Raw genomic sequence first — 20,937 nt, 5'->3', positions numbered from 1 at the left:
ATTTCTCCTTGGAGTTCAGTGTGGTTTGATAGACCCGGGCACGATGCGCGCCGTCCGGAACTGCGTCAGCAGTTGCTGGACGAAGGGGTCCTCGAGAATGATTTGTTCGGCGCGGCGTTGCCGTGCGCGCGCCTCGGTGGCGTCGCGCAACGCGGGCGAATCCTGGGCCAGGCCGGGCTCCAGTTCGATCACGGCAGCGGCCTGCAGATGTGCGGCGAGCGCGGCCTCCAGCTTGTCCTTCAAGGCCGGCTGGCGCAGCGACTCGCGTTCCACCCGCAAACGCCAGCGCTGCGGCTGGACCTGCGCGTCTATGCCTATGCATTCGGCCTGCATGCCCAGTTCGCGCACCAGGGCCGTGACACCCAGTTGCTTGATCACGCCGGCCCAACGCTCGCCCAACGCGGTGGGCACGAGCGGGATCTCGGCGCCGGCGGTGGAGGCATAGTCGCCCTCGGCACCGGCTGGGGGGGCCTCGCCTTCGATCGCGCCGGCATCAAGCGAGGCCTCGGCCAGCGCCGCCCCCTCGTCGTCGGCCGGCGGCACATCCAGCCAGGGCGGCGGCTCGTCGCCCGCCTCGGGCGCGGGCGCGCGCTCCACCGGCTTGGGGCGCAGGCGCGCGCTCATGGGGCTGTCGGCACTGGCCGGCGCGGGGAATGGCTTGGGAACGGGCTCGCTGGCCACCGTTGCCGTCAGCGGTTTCACCGCCATGCTGGGCGCTGCGGCACGCAGCAGCGGTGCGGCAGCGGGTGCCGCCATCGCCACGGGGGCAGGTCTTGCCTGCGGCCTGGCCGAGGGCGTCACGGCGCGCTCGCCGCCATCCTCGGCGGGGCGAAAGCTAAGCATGCGCAGCAGCACCATCACCAGGCCCGCGTAGTCGTCCGGCGCCAGCGAGAGTTCAGCGCGGCCGTGCAGGGCCATGCTGTACATCACCTGGACCTCGTCGGCGGGCAACTGGGCCGCCAGGCGCTGCACCTCGGCGGTTTCGGGCTCCTGCTCGTCCAGCGCGCCCGGCGCGGCCTGGGCCACCGCCATCTGCTGCAGGGTGCTGGCCAGGTCTTCCAGCGTCCCCGCGGCCGACAGGCCCAGATCGCGCAGGCCGTCGGCCTGGGCCACCACGGCCGGGCCGTCGCTGGCGATCAGGGCATCGAGGATGGCGATCACATGGCCGCGATCCACCGTGCCCAGCATTTGGCGCACGCCGGCCTCCTGCAACTGGCCGGCGCCAAAGGCGATCGCCTGGTCGGTGAGCGAGAGCGCGTCGCGCATCGAACCGCGCGCTGCGCGTGCGAGCAGGCGCAGCGCGCCGGGCTCGGCCGGCACTTGCTCGGCCTGCAGCACCTGGGTCAGGTGCGACAGCACGTTTTGCGGCGCCATCGGGCGCAGATTGAACTGCAGGCAGCGCGACAAAACGGTCACCGGCACCTTCTGGGGGTCAGTCGTTGCCAGCACGAACTTCAGGTAGTCGGGCGGCTCCTCCAGCGTCTTCAGCATGGCGTTGAAGGCGGTGTTGGAAAGCATGTGCACTTCGTCGATCATGTAGACCTTGAAGCGCCCCACCACCGGCTTGTAGACCGATTGATCCAGCAGCTGCGAGATCTCCTCGACGCCGCGGTTGGAGGCCGCGTCGAGCTCCACATAGTCAACGAAGCGGCCGGCATCGATGTCGCGGCAGGCCTCGCACACGCCGCAGGGCGTGGCGGTGATGCTGCCATTGCCATCCGGGCCGGTGCAGTTCAGGCTCTTGGCAAGGATGCGCGAGACCGTGGTCTTGCCCACGCCGCGCGTGCCGGTGAACAGATAGGCATGGTGCAGGCGCTGCTGGGTGAGTGCATTGGCCAGGGCCTGCACCACATGCTCCTGGCCCACCAGCTCTTCGAAGCTGTGGGGGCGATATTTGCGCGCGAGGACCTGGTAACTCATCCCGGCATTCTATGGGGCCGCGCCAGCGCGGCCTGGGCTTTGTCGCCCGCTGGGCCGCCCCAAGGGCGACAATGGCATGCCCAGGCTGGGGCACGCCCCGCCTGAGCATGCGTCCCCTCGGGGGACCGCCTGCGTATTCGCAGGCGAGGGGTGAACGATAATGCAAGTATGAGCACGCATGCCCCCTCCTCCCCGGACACCCTGAGCTACGAGCAAGCCGGGGTCAATTACGACCTGATCGACCCCCTCAAGGTGAGCGCCCAGCGCGCCGCCGCCGCCACCGCCGTCCATATGGGCGCGCATGGCTTCAGCGAGGTCACGGCCTCGCGCGGCGAGTCCGCCTATGTGCTTGATGTGGGGCCCTTCTACCTCGCCTCCATCGTCGAATGCCTGGGCTCCAAGACCCTGGTGGCCGACGAGATGAACAAGCTCACCGGCAAGAACTACTACGACGGCATCGCCCAGGACACCATCGCGATGGCGGTGAACGACCTCATCACGGTGGGCGCCACGCCCCTGGTGGTGCAGGCCTACTGGGCCGCGGGTGGCTCCGACTGGTTCGGCAATGCCGAGCGCGCCCAGACCCTGGTGGCCGGCTGGAAAAAGGCCTGCGACATTTGCCAGGTCTCCTGGGGCGGCGGCGAGACGCCGGCGCTGGCTGGCATCGTGGAAGAAGGCCGCATCGACCTGGCGGCCTCCTGCACCGGCATCATCAATCCCAAGAGCCGCCTCTCGGTGGGCGACGAGCTGGCCGCCGGCGACGCCATCGTGCTCTTGGCCTCCAGCGGCATCCACGCCAATGGCCTGTCGCTCGCGCGCAAGCTGGTGGAGCGCCTGCCCCAGGGCTACCTCACCGAGGTGGAGCCGGGCCTGAGCTATGGCGAGGCGCTGCTGGCGCCCACGGTGCTGTACTCACCCGTCACCGAGGCGCTCTACAAGGCCGGCATCCAGCCGCATTACTGCGCCAACATCACCGGCCATGGCTGGCGCAAGCTGCTGCGCCACCCGGCCCAGTTCACCTACCGCATCCACACCGTGCCGCCGGTGACGCCGGTGCTGAAGTTCATGCAAGAGCATGCCAAGCAGGACGACCGCGAGGCCTATTCAACGCTGAACATGGGGGCAGGTTTTGCCATCTTCGTGAAGGCCGAAGACGCCGAGCGCACCGTGGCCGTGGCCAAGGCCTGCGGCATAGCAGCCTGGGTGGCGGGTGCGCTGGAAGACGGCCCCAAGCAGCTGCTGATCGAGCCGCTCAACATCCGCTTTAGCGACGACGATCTGCAACTGCGCTAACGCCGAAAGCACCCGGCGTTGACTTGAGTCGCCCGCCGGGCCGCCCCAAGGGCGACTCAAGCGCAGGTACGCGCGGGGCACCCCCCGCGCGTCTGCGCGTCCCCTCGGGGGACCGGCCGAGTACCCTCGGCCGAGGGGCTATAATGCCCGCTGACGGGCCTCCTCGCATGGAAGCGCGGCCAACCGGGTCAGGTGGGGAACCAAGCAGCCCTAGCCGTTGTGACCAGTGCCGGGGGTAAGGCTCGTCAACCCCCCTCTTCCTTCTGATCGGCGTTCTCAGCTCGCCTGCTTGAACGCCATGACCGCCTGGTTGCGCAGCGTGCGCAACAGCGACAACTCCTTCTCGCCCAGATCGATGCCGCCCGGCGTGGCCTTGTCGGCATAGATCATTGCGAAGGGCGCGCCCTTCATGGCCATGGGCAGGATCAGGAAGCTGGCGGCCTTGGGCGCGCCCATGAACCAGGCCGGCAGGCGCTCGGCAATCTTGGCCACGGTGGCGTCGACGATCAGGGTGTCGACCCCCTTCTGGCAGACCGCGGCGAACAGATCGACCTGCGCCCCGGGCGGGTGCCGCAAGGGCACGCGGAACAGCGGCGCCACCGCCTCCACGCCCTCGCCCAGGCCAAAGCGCCCGGTGAGCGTCTCGGTCTTGGGGTCGCGCAGGCAGAACACCACGCGCCTGAATCCCAGGCCGCGGTAAATCGTCTCCAGAATCATGCGCAACACTTCGTTGAGCTTGAAGTTTTCGACCATCGCATTGGTGATGTCCTGGATGCCCGCGGCCAGGGTCTCGGCGGCCTGCTCCAGCGAAACCTGGCGTTCGTCCAGCACCATGGTGGGTTCATACATCACCGCGGTGGCGTGCAGCTCGTGCGGCGACAGGCTGTCGCCCGGCGCCGGGCTCAGCGGTGCCAGCAGGCGCTGGCCGGGCGAGCTCTTGGGCAGGCGGATGTCCATGGCCTCGGCCATCTGCGAGAGGTTGCGGCGCGCCAGGTCGGCCGCGGCATCGAAGTCCTGCGCGGAAATGCCCAGCGCACGCGAGTAGCGCTGCGCCATCGCCTTGACCTTGGCATGAGCCTCGCTCGGGTCGGAATGCAGGATCAGGTCGGCCACATCGTTGGCGGCGCGCGCCAGCCAGCGCTGGCGCTCGGCCGGCACGTCCACCGCCTTGTTGGGCGCCTCGCCCTCCGGGCGGCGCATGGCGCGCTGCAAAGCTTCGGGCAGGCCCCATTGCCGCGCCACCCCCAGGCCCATCTGCTCGTAGCTCAGGCCCAGTACCTGGGCCGATGCGGCGGCTTCGCTGAGCGGGGCTGCGGCGGCGCCGGCGCGGCGCTCCGGCCGCGTGATGCGGCGCACCTGCTCCGCCTCCTCGGGAAAGTAGAACTCGGTCAGCAAGCGGCCCAGGTTCTGCAGCATCGCGGCGAGGAAGGCCTCCTCGTTCTCGCGCGTGGCGCTGCAGAGTTCGCGCGCCAGCGAGCCCGCCATCAGCGAGCGCAAAAACTCCACCCGCAATTGCTGCGCATGGGCCTTGTTCTCCATGCGCTCGAGCAGGATCAGCGACATGGCCAGATTGCGTATGCCCGCAAAGCCGATCAGGGCCGCGGCGCGCGACACGGTGGTGATGCCGCCACCACCGGCATGGCTGAAATGGGCCGTGTTCACCAGCCGCAGCAGCTTGTGGGTGAGCGCCACGTCCTTGAGGATCTCGTTCGAAATGCTGGCCAGGCTCTCGTGCTCCGATTGCGTGAGCCGCTGGATGCGACCCATCGCGTCGGACATGGCCGGGAAATCGGTCTTGTGGCGCATGCGGCGCAAGAGGAACTCCAGCGTCGCGCTCTCGGCGGCCTCGACGGCCTCGGCCTGCGCGGCCGGATGCAGCCAGTCGGCCAAGGCGTCATGAAACTCACGCGCGCTCTGCCAGCGCTGGGCCGGGTCGCGCGCCAGGCCACGCTGCACGATGGCGCGCAGCTTGTCGTCCACGTCCGCACCCAAGCCATGGGGCAGCGAGAGTTCCTGCTCGATGACACGGCGCACCGCCGTCCACGGGTCGCGGTGGAAATTGAGGCGCTGCCCGGAGAGCATCTCGGCCAGCATCACGGCCGCCGCGAACACATCCATCTGCGGGCTGGGCGCCAGCCCCCTGGCGGCCTCGGGCGAGATATAGCCGGGCGTGCCCACCACGTGCTGCGGCATGCCGCCATCCGACAGCCAGGCGGCGATGCCGAAGTCCATCACGCGGGCGCGCCCCTTGGCGTCGATCATGATGTTGGAGGGCTTCAGATCCCGATGCACCAACCCGGCCGCGTGCGCGGCGCTGAGCCCGTCCAGCACGCCCAGCATCAGCTCAACGGCATCGCGAGCCCGCGCATAGGGGCCGCCGCGCAGCTTGTCGGACAGCGTGCCCCCCTCCACATACTCGAACACCATATAGGCCTGGCCGCCCTGCATATCGGCCTCGAACACCGGCACGATGTTTGGGTGCGTGAGCCGCGCCACCGCGCGCGCCTCGTGCAGCCAGGCATCGACACTGCTAGGCTCGGCGCCCTTGTGCAGCACCTTCAGCGCCACCTCGCGGTCCAGCCGCGGGTCATGAGCCAGCCACACGGTGGCCTGGGCCCCAAGGCCTAGCTGTTTGATCGGACGGAAGCGCCCCATGGCCGCGGGTGGCTGCGAGACGGGGGGCGGGGACGACATGGTGGACCTTTGAACTCTGGGCTGGCGCAGGCTGCTGAACGACGAACTCAGGACGTTTCCTCGGGAGGTTTGCCGCCCAGTTTCGCCCTGAGCGTCGAGGCCTTGGGCAGCGGGGCAGCGCCGCCGCGCGGCGCCATCGATTCTGCACCGTCATCGAGCGCGCCGGGCGCGGTGGGCTGCGGCGCACTGAAACTCGCCTCGGCGATGTCCACCCCGGCCGGCCGCGGCGGGGCATCGCCGTCATGCCGCGCCTGCTCGGGATGCAGGGCCTGCAACACATCGCGCAGCCCCAGGCCCAGCACGCGCGCATAGCGCCGCGTGGCCAGCTCGATGGCCGGCTGGCGCTTGGCCTCGGGCAGCAGCTGCGCATCAATCAGCTCGTTGGCCAGGCTGCAGGTCAGGCGCAGCAGTTCGGCATCGCCCTCCGCATGGCGCACCGGCGCATCGGGCGCCTGGCGATGCATCATGTGCATCACCTCCTCGCCCAGCGCCCAGTAGCGCGCCACCGCCAGGGCCAGCGCATTCAGGTCGCAGCCCAGCACCGCATAGGCGGCGGCCACCTCGCTCATGCCCTGCGGATTGGGGTTGTCCTCGCTGGCCTCGCCCGGCTGCATCAATTGGCGGATCTGCTGCGCATCGTCGGCAAAGTGGTACTGCAGGAGCAGACGGCCGAGGTTCTGCAGCAGCGTGATGAGGTAGACCACCTCGCCGTCATAGCCGGCCGGACGCAGCGCCTGCGCCACCATGCCGGCCTTGTGAACCCGCGTCATCAGGCTGCGCAAGAGCGCCGCCTGCACCTCGCCGAGCGGCCCAGGCCAGGGTTTCAGCGAACGCGCCGCCTGCTGCAGGCCATTGAGTCCCAGCATGGCGATGGCGCGCTGCATATTCAGCACCGTGCCGCCGCTGGTGGCCCCCTGCTGCCTGAGTGCGTTGTTGACACGGCGCAGCAGCTCCAGACTCAGTCCCATATCCTGCAGCACCAGGCTAGAGAGCGCGCTGGCATGCTGGGCCTCCAGTGAGGAGGACTGACCGATGCGGTGGAGCTTGCCCGAGCTGGCCGGCAGATGGCCGATGCGCTGCAGCTTGTCCATCAGCAGCGCGATCGGACCGCCCTGCTCATAGGCGGCCGCAGTGCGCCAGCCATCAAGCGCGCGCAAGAAGCTGCGCGCCAGGTGGTAGCGCTGGCGTGCCTGGCGGTCGGTGGCGCGATTGGCAATGGCGCGCAGCGGCTCGGGAATCGGATGCGGTGTCTCCCAGCCCAGGCGCACCAGCTCCTTACCCAGCGGCTGCATCTGCTGCACCGCGGTCTGCAGGTCCTGCTGCTCCAGCACAGGTCGACCGTTGAGCATGCGGTGCAGGATCAGACCGACACAAAGCACATCCTCTTCGGCCGACTCGCGCACCGCGCGGCGCGTCACGGTGTTGAAGTCCACATTGGCCGGAAACACCTCCTGCGCCACCTCCAGCCCAGCCAGGCGCACCTTGTTGGCGGCGTCGATCAGCAGGTAGGCAGCTTGCATATCGCGGTGCGCATGGCCGGCCTCATGTGCAAAGGCCAAGCCTTCGAGCAGTTGGCAGACCCAGTCGGCGGCCTCCAGCGGCGTGGGCGCCGGCTGGCGCGCCAGACGCTCGTCCAGGGTTTCGCCCAGCGCGCGGTCGTAGGCCACGAAGGGCCATTGCTCGACCCGACCGACCTCGATCACATGGGCCAGGTTGGGGTGTTGCACGCGCGCGCCGGCATTCGCCGTCTTGAGCCAATGCGCCATCGCCGCCTCGCTATTGGGTGCCTGGCGCGGCATCGCCAGCAGCATCTCCTGGCCATGGCGCGAGTCATGCACCAGCCACAGCATGCTGCGCGCGCTCTTGTTGAGCAGGGCGCGCAGCTCGAAGCGCCCGAAGCGGCGCATGGGAGCTGCAGATGGGGCGGCGGGGGCAGGCGGGGCGTCGGACACGGCTAGGCTGGCCCTCCATGGCCAGATTCAATTTGTAAGCATTTGACCCAAAAGCGTGCGGCGGCGGTAGCGTGAACTGGCGGGTTTTGTCGTCCTTTTCACCGCCTGCCTTCAGCCCTGCAGCTGAGCCCAGACCTTGTCCAGGCGTTTCACGCTGACCGGCTGGGGGGTGCGCAGCTCCTGTGCAAACAGGCTGATGCGCAACTCCTCCAACTGCCAGCGGAAATCCGCCAGGCGCGCATCCTGCGTGCCCTTGAGTTCGGCCACGCGGCGCAGATAGCGCTGCTCGAGCGGGCGCAGCTCGGCCAGGCGCTGAACATCGCGGGCGGGATCGGCGCGCAGCTTGTCCAGGCGCGCGGTGATGCCCTTCAGATAGCGCGGCAGGTGCAGGGCCTGGGCCCAGGGGGTCAGCGCCACGAACTGCTTGGGCATCAGGCGCTGCAGCTGGGCCGTGATGTCATCCGCCACTTCCTTGGCTGCGCGCGCGTCCTTGAGCTTGCGCGTGGCCGCCTGGTACTCGATGAGGATCACACCCGCCAGGCGCGCCACCTCCTGCGCAATCAGGTTCAGCCGCGTGCGCCCTTCCTCGATGCGCTGCTTGAAGGCGAATTCGTCGGCCGGCAGTGGCTCGGCCAGGAAGGCCCGGTCCACCGCCACGCCGATGATCTGATCGCGCAGTTCCTCGGCCGTGCCCAGGCCCATATAGAACACCGACATCTTCTGCAGATCGGGGATGTTCTTCTCCAGGTATTTGAGCGGTTCCTTGAGCTGCAGCGCCACCAATCGGCGCAGGCCCAGGCGATGCTTGACGGCGGCCACCGCGGGCTCGTCGAAGACCTCGATCTCCACATGCGTGCCACGGTCGATCAGGGCCGGAAAACCAATCAGGGCCTGCGCACCGCGCTGGATTTCCATCAGCTCGGGCAGCTCGCCAAAGGTCCAGGCGGTGTAGGCCTGGCTGGCTGGCGTGGCCTCACGCGCCTTGGGCTTGTGAATCACTTCAGCACGCACCGCACCCGCGGCCACCGGCGCCGGTGCGGCCGCCGGCGTGGCCAGCTTGAGCTGGGCCAGGGCCTGGAAGGCCGAGCGCGCCTGGCCGCCCAGCTCGGCCTTGAGCGCCGCGAGGTTGCGGCCCATGCCCAGCTGGCGGCCATGCTCGTCCACCACGCGGATATTCATGAACAGATGCGGCTGCAGCTGCTCGAGCTTGAAGTCGTTGCGCTGCACCGCGATCTGGCTGCGCTCCTTCACCGCCTTCAAGAGCACCTCCACCAAACTGCCCTGGGCAAAGGGGTTGAGCTCGATGAACTCGGCCACGAAGTCCGGCAGCGGCACCAGGCGCGCGCGCGGCTTCTGGTGCAGGCTCTTGAGCAGGGCCATGATCTTGGCCTCCAGCATGCCGGGCACCAGCCAGTCGCAGCGTTCCTCGCTGACCTGGTTGAGCGCGTAGATGGGCACGCTGACGGTCAGGCCGTCGCGCTGGTCGCCCGGCTCGTGCAGATAGCTGGCCGTGCAGTCCACCCCGCCCAGGCGGATGGTCTTGGGGAAGGCATTGCTGGTGATGCCGGCGGCCTCGTGGCGCATCAGCTCGTCTCGGCTGAGGTGCAAGAGGCGCGGATTGCCACGGCTGGCCTCGCGCCACCACTTCTCCAGCGTCGCGCCCGAGCAGACCTCGCGCGGCAGCTGCTGGTCGTAGTAGTTGTAGATCAGCTCGTCGTCCACCAGCACGTCCTGGCGGCGCGACTTGTGCTCCAGCTCCTCGACCTTGGCGATCTGCTTCTGGTTGTGCGCCAGGAAGGGCAGACGCCGCATCATGTCATCCGGCAATTCGCCGTTGACCAGGGCCTCGCGGATGAAGATCTCACGCGCCGCGGGCAGGTCCACACGGCCGAAGTTCACGCGCCGGTTGTTGTAGATGACGATGCCGTAGAGCGTGGCACGCTCCAGCGCGATCACCTCGGCGGCCTTTTTTTCCCAGTGCGGCTCCAGCAGCTGGGTCTTGAGCAGGTGGCCGGCCAGCGGCGCGATCCACTGCACGTCGATGTTAGCAATGCCGCGACCGAACAGCCGCGTGGTGTCCACCAGCTCGGCGGCGATGATCCAGCGCCCCGGCTTCTTGCTCAGGTGCGCGCCGGGATGGCGCCAGAACTTGATGCCGCGCGCGCCCAGGTACCACTCGTCCTCGTCGCTCTTGCAGCCGATATTGCCCAGCAGGCCGGCCAGCATCGAGAGGTGCACCTGCTCGTAGGTGGCCGGGCTGCCATTCAGGCGCCAGCCATGCTCGGCCACCACGGTGTGCAGCTGCGAGTAGATGTCGCGCCATTCGCGCACGCGGCGCGGTGAGACGAAGTTGTCGCGCAAAAGCTGCTCGTGGCGGCGGTTGCTGAGTTTGTGCTCGCCCTGTCCGCCACGGCTCTCCTCCAGCCACTTCCAGAGCTTGAGATAGCCCATGAACTCCGAGCGCTCGTCATCGAACTTCTTGTGCTTCTCGTCGGCCTGCTGTTGCTGTTCCATGGGCCGGTCGCGCACGTCCTGGCCCGAGAGCGCGCTGGCGATGATGAGCACCTCGGCCAGGGCCTCACGGCTCTTGGCCTCCAGAATCATGCGACCCACGCGCGGGTCCAGCGGCAGCTTGGAGAGTTCGCGGCCCATCGGCGTGAGCTCGTTGCCCTCGTCCACCGCGCCCAGCTCGGCCAGCAGCTGGTAGCCATCGGCCACGGCCTTGCGCGGCGGCGGCTCGATGAAGGGGAAGTCGTCCACCTGGCCCAGATGAAGGGCCTTCATGCGCAGGATCACGCCGGCCAGCGATGAACGCAGGATCTCGGGGTCGGTGAAGCGTGGTCGCTCGTTGAAACCCTTCTCGTCGTACAGGCGTATGCAGATGCCGTTGGCGACCCGGCCGCAGCGTCCGGCGCGCTGATTGGCCGCCGCCTGGCTGATGGGCTCGATCTGCAGCTGCTCGACCTTGTTGCGGTAGCTGTAGCGCTTCACGCGCGCCAGGCCCGGGTCGATCACATAGCGGATGCCGGGCACGGTGAGCGAGGTCTCGGCCACATTGGTGGCCAGCACGATGCGGCGCTGGCCATGGGGCTCGAACACGCGGTCCTGCTCCTGCTGCGACAGGCGCGCAAACAGCGGCAGGATCTCCACGCCCGGCGGATGGTGCTTGCGCAGCGCCTCGGCGGCCTCGCGGATCTCGCGCTCGCCGGGCAGGAACACCAGCACGTCGCCGCCACCCTCGCGCCAGAGCTCGTCCACCGCGTCGGTGATGGCGTTGTTCAGGTCGTACTCGCGCGACTCCTCGAAGGGGCGATAGCGCTGCTCCACCGGGAAGGTGCGGCCCGACACCATCACCACCGGCGCGGGCCCCTTGGCAGATTCGAAATGCCTGGCGAAGCGCTCGGCATCGATGGTGGCCGAGGTCACCACGACCTTCAGGTCCGGCCGGCGCGGCAGCAGCTCGCGCAGATAGCCCAAGAGGAAATCGATATTGAGGCTGCGCTCGTGCGCCTCGTCGATGATGAGGGTGTCGTAGGCCTGGAGCAGTGGGTCGGTCTGAGTCTCGGCCAGCAGAATGCCGTCGGTCATCAGCTTGACCGAGGCGCCGGGCTGCAGCCGGTCCTGGAAGCGCACCTTGAAGCCGACGATCTCGCCCAGCGGCGTGTTCAGCTCCTCGGCAATGCGCTTGGCCACGCTGGAGGCGGCAATACGGCGCGGCTGGGTATGGCCGATCAACTTGCCGGTGTTGGCGCGGCCGCGGCCCAGGGCCAGGGCAAGCTTGGGCAACTGGGTGGTCTTGCCCGAGCCAGTCTCGCCGCAGACGATGATGACCTGGTGCTCGTTGAAGAGGCGCGCGATTTCCTCGCGCCGCGCCGAGACCGGCAGCGACTCGGGGAAGCTGATGGGCGGCAGCGGATTGGCGGCCGGGGCCGGCTGGCCGGTACGCGGCTGGCGCTGCCGGCGTGGGGCCGCAGGGGCCGCCGGGGCCTGAGGGGGGGAGAGCTTTTCGTTCACGAGGCGCGGATTATCCGCGCCCCGCGATAGCGGCCACTCAGGCGGGCCTGGGCGCGTAGGTGATGATGTTGATCGCGGCCCCCTGCGGGTCGCGTATGCAGGCCATGCGGCCCACCGTGGGAATGTCCATCGCCGGCATCAGCACCGCGCCCCCGAGGGCCGTGCACTTGGCGATGGTGGCGTCAACGTCGTCCACCGTCACATAGCAACCCCAGGCCGGCGGCATCGGGCTGCTCGGGTCGGGGCAGGCCATCATGCCGGCCACAGCGGTATCGCCGATCTTGGCCACATGGTATTTGCCGGTGGGCATGTCCATGGCTTCGATCTTCCACCCAAACAGGCTGCCGTAGAACTCGGAAGCGGCCGCGGGCTGGGGCGTCATCAACTCGGACCAGCTGAAGGCGCCATGGGTCTTGAATGCATCCATCTCGGTCTCCTCGTGATTGGGGTCCCTATGCTGTCGCGGCGCGGCCCGGCACGCAAGTGCCTTGACGCAGGCCTCGCTGCGGCACAATTCGGCCCCATGAGCCTGGTCTTCCCCCACACCTTCGTCCCCTGGTTTCGCTCGGTCGCTCCCTATATCCACGCCTACCGAGGCGAGACCTTTGTGATTGGCATGGCCGGGGAGCTGATCGCGGCCGGCAAGCTGAACGCCTTTGTGCAGGACCTCTCCATCCTGCACGCCATGGGCATCAAGATCGTGCTGGTGCATGGCTTCCGCCCACAGGTGAATGAACAGCTGGCCGCCAAGGGCCATGCCTCGCAATACAGCCACGGCCTGCGCATCACCGATGCGGTGGCGCTGGATTGCGCCCAGGAGGCTGCCGGCCAGCTGCGCTTCGAGATCGAGGCGGCGTTCTCGCAAGGCCTGCCCAACACGCCGATGGCCAATGCCACGGTGCGGGTGGTGTCGGGCAACTTCCTCACCGCGCGCCCGGTGGGCATCGTGGACGGCGTGGACTTCCAGCACAGCGGCGTGGTGCGCAAGGTGGATGCCGCGGCGATCCAGCGTGCCATGGACACCGGCGCGGTGGTGCTGCTCTCGCCCTTTGGTTTCTCGCCCACCGGCGAGGCCTTCAACCTGAGCATGGAAGACGTGGCCACCGGCACCGCCATCGCGCTACAGGCCGACAAGCTGCTGTTTGTGGGCGAGATCCCGGGTGTGCGCGAGAACCCCGAAGACCTGGACAGCCCGATCGACACCGAACTGGCCCTGGCCGATGCCGAGCGCCTGTTGGCGCGACTGCCCGAGCCGACCGAACCCACCGACGTGGCCTTCTACCTGCGCCACTGCGTGCGCGCCTGCCAGGCCGGCGTGGAGCGCTCGCACATCGTGCCTTTCGCGGTCGACGGCGCCATCCTGCAGGAGGTCTACACGCACGACGGCATAGGCACCATGGTGGTGGATGAGAAGCTCGAAAGCCTGCGCGAGGCCAGCTCGGACGATGTGGCCGGCATCATCGCGCTGATCGAACCCTTCGAGCGCGACGGCACCCTGGTCAAGCGCGACCGCACCGAGATCGAGCGCGACGTCGAGCTCTACACGGTGATCGAGCATGACGGCGTGATCTTCGGCTGCGCCGCGCTCTATCCCTATGTGGAAGCGCGCACCGCCGAGATGGCGGCACTGACCGTCTCGCCGGCCGTGCAGGGCCAGGGCGACGGCGACCGCATCCTCAAGCGCGTGGAACAGCGCGCCAAGGCCATGGGCCTGGCCAGCATCTTCGTGCTCACCACCCGCACCATGCATTGGTTCATCAAGCGCGGCTTCGTGCAGGTGGACCCCGACTGGCTGCCCGAAGAACGCAAGCGCAAATACAACTGGGACCGTCGCTCGCAGGTGCTGGTGAAGAAGCTGGCCTGACCCTGCGCAGCATGCGCCCTTGCCGGGCGCGCTACAGTGCGCGCCATCCCACTTATCGATTGAATCACCGAGGTTGACTATGGCCCGCACCGTGCAATGCATCTATCTGAAGAAGGAAGGCGACGGCCTGGACTTCGCGCCCTACCCCGGCGAGCTGGGCAAGCGCATCTATGAAAACGTCAGCAAGGAAGCCTGGCAAGCCTGGATGAAGCACCAGACCATGCTGGTGAACGAAAACCGCCTGAACCTGGCCGACCAGCGCGCCCGCCAATACCTGGCAAGGCAAATGGAGCAGTTCTTCTTCGGCGATGGCGCCGAGCAGCCGGCGGGCTATGTCCCGCCGACGAATTGAGCCAGCTCAAACAAGAATCATTCTCGTTTCAGCTAAACTCCTGCGCACCGGGCCTCTTGCCCCTGCTCAGGAGTTGATATGCGTTTCTTGCAGAATCGGCGCGCCCGCGCCGCTGTTCTCCCGGCCGTCGCCGCATTGGCCGGCATGCTGCTGGCGCCCGCCGCGGCCCAAGCCCAGGAACAGGTATTGAACCTGTACTCGGCGCGCCACTATCAAACCGACGAGGCGCTCTACAGCAATTTCACCAAGGCCACCGGTATTCGCATCAATCGAGTCGATACCGATGATGCGGGTTTGCTGGCGCGGCTCAAAAGCGAGGGCAGTTCCAGCCCGGCCGACGTGATCCTGCTGGTGGATGCCGCCAGACTCTGGCAGGCCGATGAAGACGGTTTGTTCCAGCCCGTCAAGTCCAGCCTGCTTGAGCAGCGCATCCCGGCGCAATTGCACGCAAAGAATACCGCCCAGGGCGTGTCCTGGTTTGGCCTGTCCACCCGCGCGCGTCTGGTCGTCTATAACAAGCTGAACGTCAAGAAGGACGATGTCCTCAACTATCAGGACCTGGCGGATCCGAAAAACAAGGGGCGCGTGTGCACGCGCTCCGGCTCGCACCCCTATAACCTCTCACTGTTCGGCGCCCTGTACGAACATATGGGAGCGGAGCGCACCGAGCAATGGCTCAAGGGCATGGTCGCGAATATGGCGCGCGCGCCCAAAGGCGGCGATACCGACCAGATCAAGGCGGTGGCAAGCGGCGAATGCGGCGTGGCCCTCACCAATAGCTATTACCTGGCGCGCATGATGCGCTCGGACAAACCCGAGGATCGCGCGGTGGTGGAGAAGATCGGCATCGTGTTCCCCAATCAAGCCAGCTGGGGCACGCACCTGAATATCGCCGGCGGCGCGGTGGCCAAGTATGCCAAGAATCGCGATAACGCCATCAAGTTCCTGGAGTACCTCGCCTCGCCCGAGGCGCAGATCTACTTTGCCAATGGCAACAACGAATGGCCCGCGGTGAGCGGCGTGCGCGCCAGCAATTCGGCGCTTGATGCGATGGGGCCATTCAAGGCCGAAACCATCCCGGTATCGGTGGTGGGGGCCAATCTGCCCAAGGTGCAACAGATTCTGGATCGGGTCGGCTACAAGTAAGTACGGCGCGCGCCCCACCGGAATGGGTGTCGTGAATATCACCCACTTTCAGCGCCCCCCTATTTCACAAGATCTGAAAATCCATTATTGTTCGGTTTCAGCGCCCCCCAATATTTGCCGTACCGGGCGGGGACGACGAAAGAAACCTTGCGAGGATTTGCAAAGATGGCATCGCTGAAAGACCTCCTGGCCCAGAGGGCCGCGCTTGATCAACAAATTGCCGAAACCAAGGACCGCGAGCGTTCCGATGCGATCGCCAAGGTGCGTTCCTTGATGTCCGAGTATGGACTGAGCGTGGCCGATCTGAGTGCCAAGGTACCCAAGGCGGTCAAGACCTCCAAGGTGGCGGTGAAATATCGCAACCAGGCGACCGGCGAAACCTGGAGCGGACGCGGCCTGCAACCCAAATGGCTGAAGGCTGCAATTGGCGCCGGTGCCAAATTGGACGATTTCCACGTCTGACATTCCGCGCGGGCGGCCGCGGCCGCTGCGCTGCAGCGCTTGCATATGGAGCCACCCCGCGGGGTGGCTTTTTCTTTGCGCGGAGCGATATTCAACAAGGGGAAACCACCACCACCTATTCGCAGGGTGCGCTGGCACAAGGCCGCCCTGCTAGCATCGGCGCCCCGGCTTTTCAGATAAATCCAACCAGGGCCGCCACTTGGATAAATCGCCATTGACGCGTATCGCCCTGGTGGGCGTGGCCAGCATGGCTTGCGCCTGGCTGGGCCTGCTCACGCCCGCGCTTGGTGCCTTTGTGAGCCTGTTCTGGCCGCCGGCCGGCCTGGCGCTGGCCAGTCTGCTGCGCTGGCATTGGCCGGCCGCCATCGGGGTGCTGACCGGGGTGGCGGCCATCGCCGTCTTGCAGGGTGCATCGCCCGTGCTGGCATGCTGTCTCGCGGCGGCCAACCTCACCGGACCCACACTCGCGGTCTGGGGCCTGCGGCGCCTCCATTTCAGGCCCGACATGGCGCGCCGCCGCGATCTCGCCAGCTTTGTGCTGCTGGGCGTCGTGCTGGGGCCGGGCGTCAGCGCACTCGCAGGTGCCTTGATCCTGCTAGCCTTCGGCCACATCGTGCCCGCAGAATTGCCACGCGCCCTGCTCTCTTGGTGGGGCGGCGATGCGCTCGGCGTGCTGAGCCTGGGCGTGCCCCTGCTGGTACTGCCCAACCTGCAAGCGCGGCCAGGCAACGAGCCAGGCACGCAGGCCAGGCGCACCGCCTGGCTTGCCAGCGGCTTGCTGGCATTCGCCACCCTGGGCAGCGCGGCGCTGGTGTTCGGCCTGGGCGGGCAGAGTGCCTCGGTGCTGAGCCCCTGGCTGTTTGCGCCGCATCTGCTGCTCAGCTGGCTGACACTGCGGGATGGCCTGACCCTGGCCTCGGCGACCGCCGCGCTACTGACCCTGCTGGCCGCGTTGAGCACCGGCGTCGAGTTGGGTCCGTTTGCCGCCATCCCGCTGCCAGAACGACTGGCCACGCTATGGGCCTACTCGGCAAGCGCTGCGGCCGTCCCCCTGCTGGCCAATGCGGTGCTCGGCGAGTTGCACCAGGAGCATGCGCGCTGGCGCCATGCGCTGGAGGCCGCCGGCATGGGCATCGCCAGTTGGGACCTGGTCACAGGCGAGCTTCGCGCCTCGCCGGCCTGGCAAGGCTTTGTGGGCACGCCCGCGCCGCCGCCCGCTGCCGAGCCGACGGCCTGGCTGGAGGCCGTGCATGCGATGGACCGGCTGCGACTACAGCCCCTGATCACGGAGCTGCTCGCGCCCCATGGGCCTGCCCATATCAGCGAGACGCTGAGGCTGCGCCGCGAGGGCGGCGACTGGCGCTGGTTCGAGTTGCGCATGCATGTCGAGGAACGCGACGCCCGTGGCCTCGCGCAGCGCTTGGTGGGCACCTTGGACGATGTGACCTGGAAGCGCACCGCCGAGGAGCGCGAGCGCATGAGCGTCAGCCTGTTCCAGCATTTGCACGAGGGCCTGCTCATCACCGACACCGATGGCGTGGTGCTGGACGCCAATCCCAGCTATTGCCGCATCATGGCCCAGGCACGCGAGGCCTTGCTGGGCCAGCAGGCAAGGCCGCTGCTGATCGAGTACCTGCGCCGGTCCGGGCACAGCGCCGAACAGCTGCAACAGGCCCTGCAGACACAGGGGCATTGGCAAGGCCTGGTGAGCTGCACGCGCCACGACGGCAGCAGCTGCGAGCTGCAGCTGACCGTCTCGACCATGCCCGAACCCGAGGGTCCGGCGCGCTTCCAGGTCATTGCCGTCAGCGACATGACCGAGCAGCTGAGGCGCCAGGCCTTGCTGGAGCGGCAGCGCCAATTCGACGAGTTGACCGGGCTGCCGAATCGCAGCGAGTTCCTGCGCCGGCTTGAGCTGGCGCTGCCCGCCAGCGAGCAGCAGGGCTTCATGCTGTGCGTCTGCCACCTCGACCTGGACAACTTTGCCCAGTTGGCCGAAGCCGAGGGCGAGGCGCGCGCAAACGCGGCGCTGCGCGCGCTGTCGCAGGCCTTGCACGGCGCGCTGCGTAGCGCTGAGCAATGGTCGGACCAGCTGGCGCGCATCGGCGGCGACGAGTTCGCCCTGCTGCTGCGCTGCGACAGCCTGGCCGAAGCCCGCCTGGCCACCGAGCGCATGCTGAACGTGCTGCGCCTGCCCATCTACCTGGACGAGCACAGCGCGCCGCTGACACTCACCGCCAGCCTGGGCGCCAGCCTGTTCCCGCTGGACCGTTCCAGCGCCGAGACCTTGATGCGCCACGCCGGCCACGCGCTTTATCGAGTGAAACGCGCCGGCCGCAATGCCTGCGAGTTCTTCGACACCGAGAAGCGCCTGCGCAAGCATGCCGATGGCATCGCCCTGGGCCGCATGCAGGAGGCGCTGGACGGCGGTGAACTGCAGTTGCACTACCAGCCCAAGGTGGACATGAGGCGTGGCCGCGTGCTGGGCTTCGAAGCCCTGCTGCGCTGGCAGCATCCCGAGCGCGGTCTGCTGATGCCTGGCCTGTTCCTGCCCCTGGTAGAGCGCACCGGCCTGGGCGTGCAGATCGGTGACTGGGTACTGGAGCAGGCGATGCGGCAGTCGGCGCAATGGCTTGCGCAGGGCCTGCAGTTGCGCGTCAGCGTGAACGTCACGGCGCGCCACTTGCAGACCTTGGATTTCACCCAGCGCCTGAAGGAGTTGCTGGCCCGCCACCCGGAACCGATTGCCAGCCATCTGATGCTGGAGGTGCTGGAATCGGCAGCGCTGGCCGATGTCGACGCCACGCATCGCCTGATCCAGGACTGCAAGGCACTGGGCGTGAGCTTCGCGCTGGACGACTTCGGCACCGGCTATTCCACCCTCACCTACCTGAAGCGCCTGCCCGTGGACGCGCTCAAGATCGACCGCTCCTTCGTGCAGAACATGTTGATCGATCCGCATGACCAGGCCCTGGTGGAGGGCGTGATCGGCCTGGCCAAGACCTTTGGTTGCAGCGTGGTGGCCGAGGGTGTGGAATCCGACGCCCATGCACGCGCCTTGCTGGTGGCCGGCTGCGAACTGGGCCAGGGCAGCGGCATCGCCCATGCCATGCCGGCCGAGCGCGTGCCCGAGTGGGTGGCCGCCTTCGAGCAGGCACCCAGCTTTGGCGGACGGCGCGTCGCCACCGGCGCGACGAAAATCGGCTTCGCTTAGACTCGGCCGGTGATCCCACCCGGCTTTATTCAGGACCTGCTTTCCCGCGTCGACATCGTCGAGGTCGTCGGCCGCCATGTCGAGCTCAAGAAGGCGGGCATCAACCACAAGGGCCTGTGCCCTTTCCATGGCGAGAAATCGCCCAGCTTCATCGTCAGCCCGACGCGCCAGACCTACCACTGCTTCGGCTGCGGCGTGCATGGCAATGCGATCGGCTTCCTGATGGAGCACACCGGCGCCGGCTTTGTCGAGGCGGTCGAGGATCTGGCCCAGCAGACCGGCATGCAGGTGCCGCAGGACGAGCGCAGCGCCGAGGAGCGCGAACGCGCGCAGGCGCAGAAACAGCGCCAGGCCAGCCTGACCGACGTGCTCGCCAGGGCCGGCGAGCATTACCGTGCGCAGCTGAAGAAAAGCCTGCGCGCCATCGGTTACCTGAAGCAGCGCGGCCTCACCGGCCAGATCGCGGCCCAGTTCGGCCTGGGCTATGCGCCCGAGGGCTGGCGTGCGCTGGCAAGCGCCTTCCCGGCCTACGACGACCCGCTGCTGGCCGAGTCGGGCATGGTCATCAGCTCCGGCGACGAGGGCGAGGAGCAAAAGCGCTACGACCGCTTCCGCGACCGCATCATGTTCCCGATCCGCAATGTGCAGGGCGAGGTGATCGGATTCGGCGGCCGCGTGCTCGACAAGGGCGAGCCCAAATACCTCAACTCGCCCGAGACTCCGGTGTTCAGCAAGGGGCGCGAGCTCTACGGCCTGTACGAGGGCCGCCAAGGCCTGCGCCAACGCGGGTATGCGCTGGTGGTGGAAGGCTATATGGACGTGGTGGCGCTGGCCCAGCATGGCTTCAACAATGCCGTGGCCACGCTGGGCACGGCCTGCACCGCCGAGCATGTGCAAAAGCTGTTCCGTTTCACCGAATCGGTGGTGTTCAGCTTCGACGGCGACGCCGCCGGCCGGCGCGCCGCCGGCCGCGCGCTGGAGGCCGCCCTGCCCCATGCCAGCGACGTGCGCAGCGTCAAGTTCCTGTTCCTGCCCAGCGAGCATGACCCCGACTCCTATGTGCGCGAACTCGGCGCCGAGGCCTTCGAGCGCTGCGTGGCCGAGGCGATCCCGCTCTCGCGCCAGTTGCTGGACTCCTGCTCCGAGGGCTTGGACCTGGGTAGCGCCGAGGGCCGCGCACGCATGCTGGCCCAGGCCAAGCCCCTGTGGGAGGCGCTGCCGCAGGGGCTGCTGCGCCGTCAACTGCTGGGCGATCTGGCACGGCGTGCCCAACTGCCCGATCAGGAGTTGATGGACCTGTGGCAGGCCCGAGTCATGCAACAAGCTGCGCGTGCAGCCAGCCAGGCGCATGAGCAAGCCTATCCGCCCGACGATGGCTGGGCTCCGCCGCCGGAGTTCTATGCATCTGAGGCAAGCGTGCCCGCCGCACCACGCCGACGCCCCGAACAGGCCGGCGGCGAACGCAAGCCCTGGAAGAAGGACTGGAACAAGGACTGGAAGCGCCGCGGCCAGGCTGACGACCCGACGCTGGGCACACCGCGCCACCAGCCGGCCGCGCCCATGGACCATGCGCTGCGCATGCTGCTGCTGCACAGCGCCTGGTGGGAACGCCTGAGCGACCAGGACCACCAGCTGCTGCACGAACTGCCCGGCGCGCATGGCGAGTTGGTCGCATGGCTGGAGCGCTTCCTGGTCAACCATGGCGCCTGCGCCTGGTCCGTGCTGCAGGTCAGCCTGGCCGAGGAGGGGCAACTGGACGCCGCACGCCGCGCCTGCGGCGGTCGACTCGATGCCATGGAAGCGGAGGAGCTGCAGTTCGAGGATCTGCAGCAACTGCTGCGCAAGCTCTGGCTGGACCGGCTCAAGGGCGAGGCCAGCCGGTTGGCCAGCGCGCCGGTCGGCCCGGACACGCTGGTACGACTGAAGGAACTGCACGAACAGATCCGTCAGCTGAGCACGGCATGACGTCAAATTCTTTGACGAGCCTGCATTCTTGGCGGATAATTAAGGGTTTTCGCGCGTCAAG

General features: G+C 67.7%; 12 protein-coding genes and 1 other RNA gene. 8 read left to right on the top strand and 5 right to left on the bottom strand.

Annotation, left to right across the window (positions count from 1 at the left end):
• Positions 1 to 15 precede the first annotated feature (15 nt).
• On the bottom strand, positions 16 to 1,920 hold the full coding sequence (gene dnaX, locus WG898_RS14735) for a DNA polymerase III subunit gamma/tau (protein WP_339603540.1): 1,905 nt from the start codon (positions 1,918 to 1,920) through the stop codon (positions 16 to 18).
• A gap of 168 nt (positions 1,921 to 2,088) precedes the next feature.
• On the opposite strand from dnaX, the gene WG898_RS14730 reads away from it, so the two are divergent.
• Entirely contained in the window at positions 2,089 to 3,213 is a 1,125-nt protein-coding gene (locus WG898_RS14730; protein ID WP_339603539.1) for an AIR synthase related protein, read from the top strand.
• Positions 3,214 to 3,365: 152 nt separating this feature from the next.
• Positions 3,366 to 3,463: signal recognition particle sRNA small type (ffs, locus tag WG898_RS14725), an RNA gene on the top strand.
• A gap of 26 nt (positions 3,464 to 3,489) precedes the next feature.
• Here ffs and WG898_RS14720 read toward each other — a convergent pair.
• The 4 genes from WG898_RS14720 to WG898_RS14705 all read right to left on the bottom strand — a co-directional run bounded on the left by WG898_RS14720 (position 3,490) and on the right by WG898_RS14705 (position 12,300).
• Complete coding sequence (locus WG898_RS14720; protein ID WP_339603538.1) at positions 3,490 to 5,907, bottom strand: protein kinase domain-containing protein; 2,418 nt, start codon at positions 5,905 to 5,907, stop codon at positions 3,490 to 3,492.
• A 47-nt stretch (positions 5,908 to 5,954) separates the two neighbouring features.
• Positions 5,955 to 7,814: a serine/threonine protein kinase gene (locus WG898_RS14715; protein ID WP_339603537.1), complete on the bottom strand. Its 1,860-nt coding sequence runs from the start codon at positions 7,812 to 7,814 to the stop codon at positions 5,955 to 5,957.
• A 156-nt stretch (positions 7,815 to 7,970) separates the two neighbouring features.
• Positions 7,971 to 11,873, bottom strand: coding sequence for an ATP-dependent RNA helicase HrpA (gene hrpA / locus WG898_RS14710; protein ID WP_444718948.1), 3,903 nt, complete (start codon positions 11,871 to 11,873; stop codon positions 7,971 to 7,973).
• Positions 11,874 to 11,910: 37 nt separating this feature from the next.
• Positions 11,911 to 12,300, bottom strand: a complete 390-nt coding sequence (locus WG898_RS14705) for a VOC family protein (protein ID WP_339603536.1) — start codon at positions 12,298 to 12,300, stop codon at positions 11,911 to 11,913.
• Positions 12,301 to 12,396: 96 nt separating this feature from the next.
• Between WG898_RS14705 and argA the strand changes: the two genes are divergently transcribed.
• The 6 genes from argA to dnaG all read left to right on the top strand — a co-directional run bounded on the left by argA (position 12,397) and on the right by dnaG (position 20,876).
• On the top strand, positions 12,397 to 13,737 hold the full coding sequence (gene argA / locus WG898_RS14700; RefSeq protein WP_339603535.1) for an amino-acid N-acetyltransferase: 1,341 nt from the start codon (positions 12,397 to 12,399) through the stop codon (positions 13,735 to 13,737).
• A gap of 79 nt (positions 13,738 to 13,816) precedes the next feature.
• Positions 13,817 to 14,089 (top strand): oxidative damage protection protein, encoded by a 273-nt coding sequence (locus WG898_RS14695; RefSeq protein ID WP_339603534.1) that lies wholly within the window; start codon positions 13,817 to 13,819, stop codon positions 14,087 to 14,089.
• A gap of 144 nt (positions 14,090 to 14,233) precedes the next feature.
• Positions 14,234 to 15,235 (top strand): extracellular solute-binding protein, encoded by a 1,002-nt coding sequence (locus WG898_RS14690; protein ID WP_339603572.1) that lies wholly within the window; start codon positions 14,234 to 14,236, stop codon positions 15,233 to 15,235.
• 165 nt (positions 15,236 to 15,400) lie between these two features.
• The gene (locus WG898_RS14685; RefSeq protein ID WP_285232859.1) at positions 15,401 to 15,697 is read left to right on the top strand and encodes an H-NS histone family protein; all 297 of its coding nucleotides are present in this window, start codon (positions 15,401 to 15,403) and stop codon (positions 15,695 to 15,697) included.
• Positions 15,698 to 15,911: 214 nt separating this feature from the next.
• A complete protein-coding gene (locus tag WG898_RS14680) occupies positions 15,912 to 18,911 on the top strand; it encodes a bifunctional diguanylate cyclase/phosphodiesterase (RefSeq protein WP_339603533.1) in 3,000 nt (999 codons plus the stop codon).
• A gap of 9 nt (positions 18,912 to 18,920) precedes the next feature.
• Positions 18,921 to 20,876: a DNA primase gene (gene dnaG, locus WG898_RS14675; protein ID WP_339603532.1), complete on the top strand. Its 1,956-nt coding sequence runs from the start codon at positions 18,921 to 18,923 to the stop codon at positions 20,874 to 20,876.
• Positions 20,877 to 20,937 lie beyond the last annotated feature (61 nt).

Source organism: Paucibacter soli, assembly GCF_037482845.1.
Lineage (GTDB): Bacteria > Pseudomonadota > Gammaproteobacteria > Burkholderiales > Burkholderiaceae_C > Paucibacter_B > Paucibacter_B soli.
This window is presented reverse-complemented; position numbering and strand designations above follow the sequence as displayed.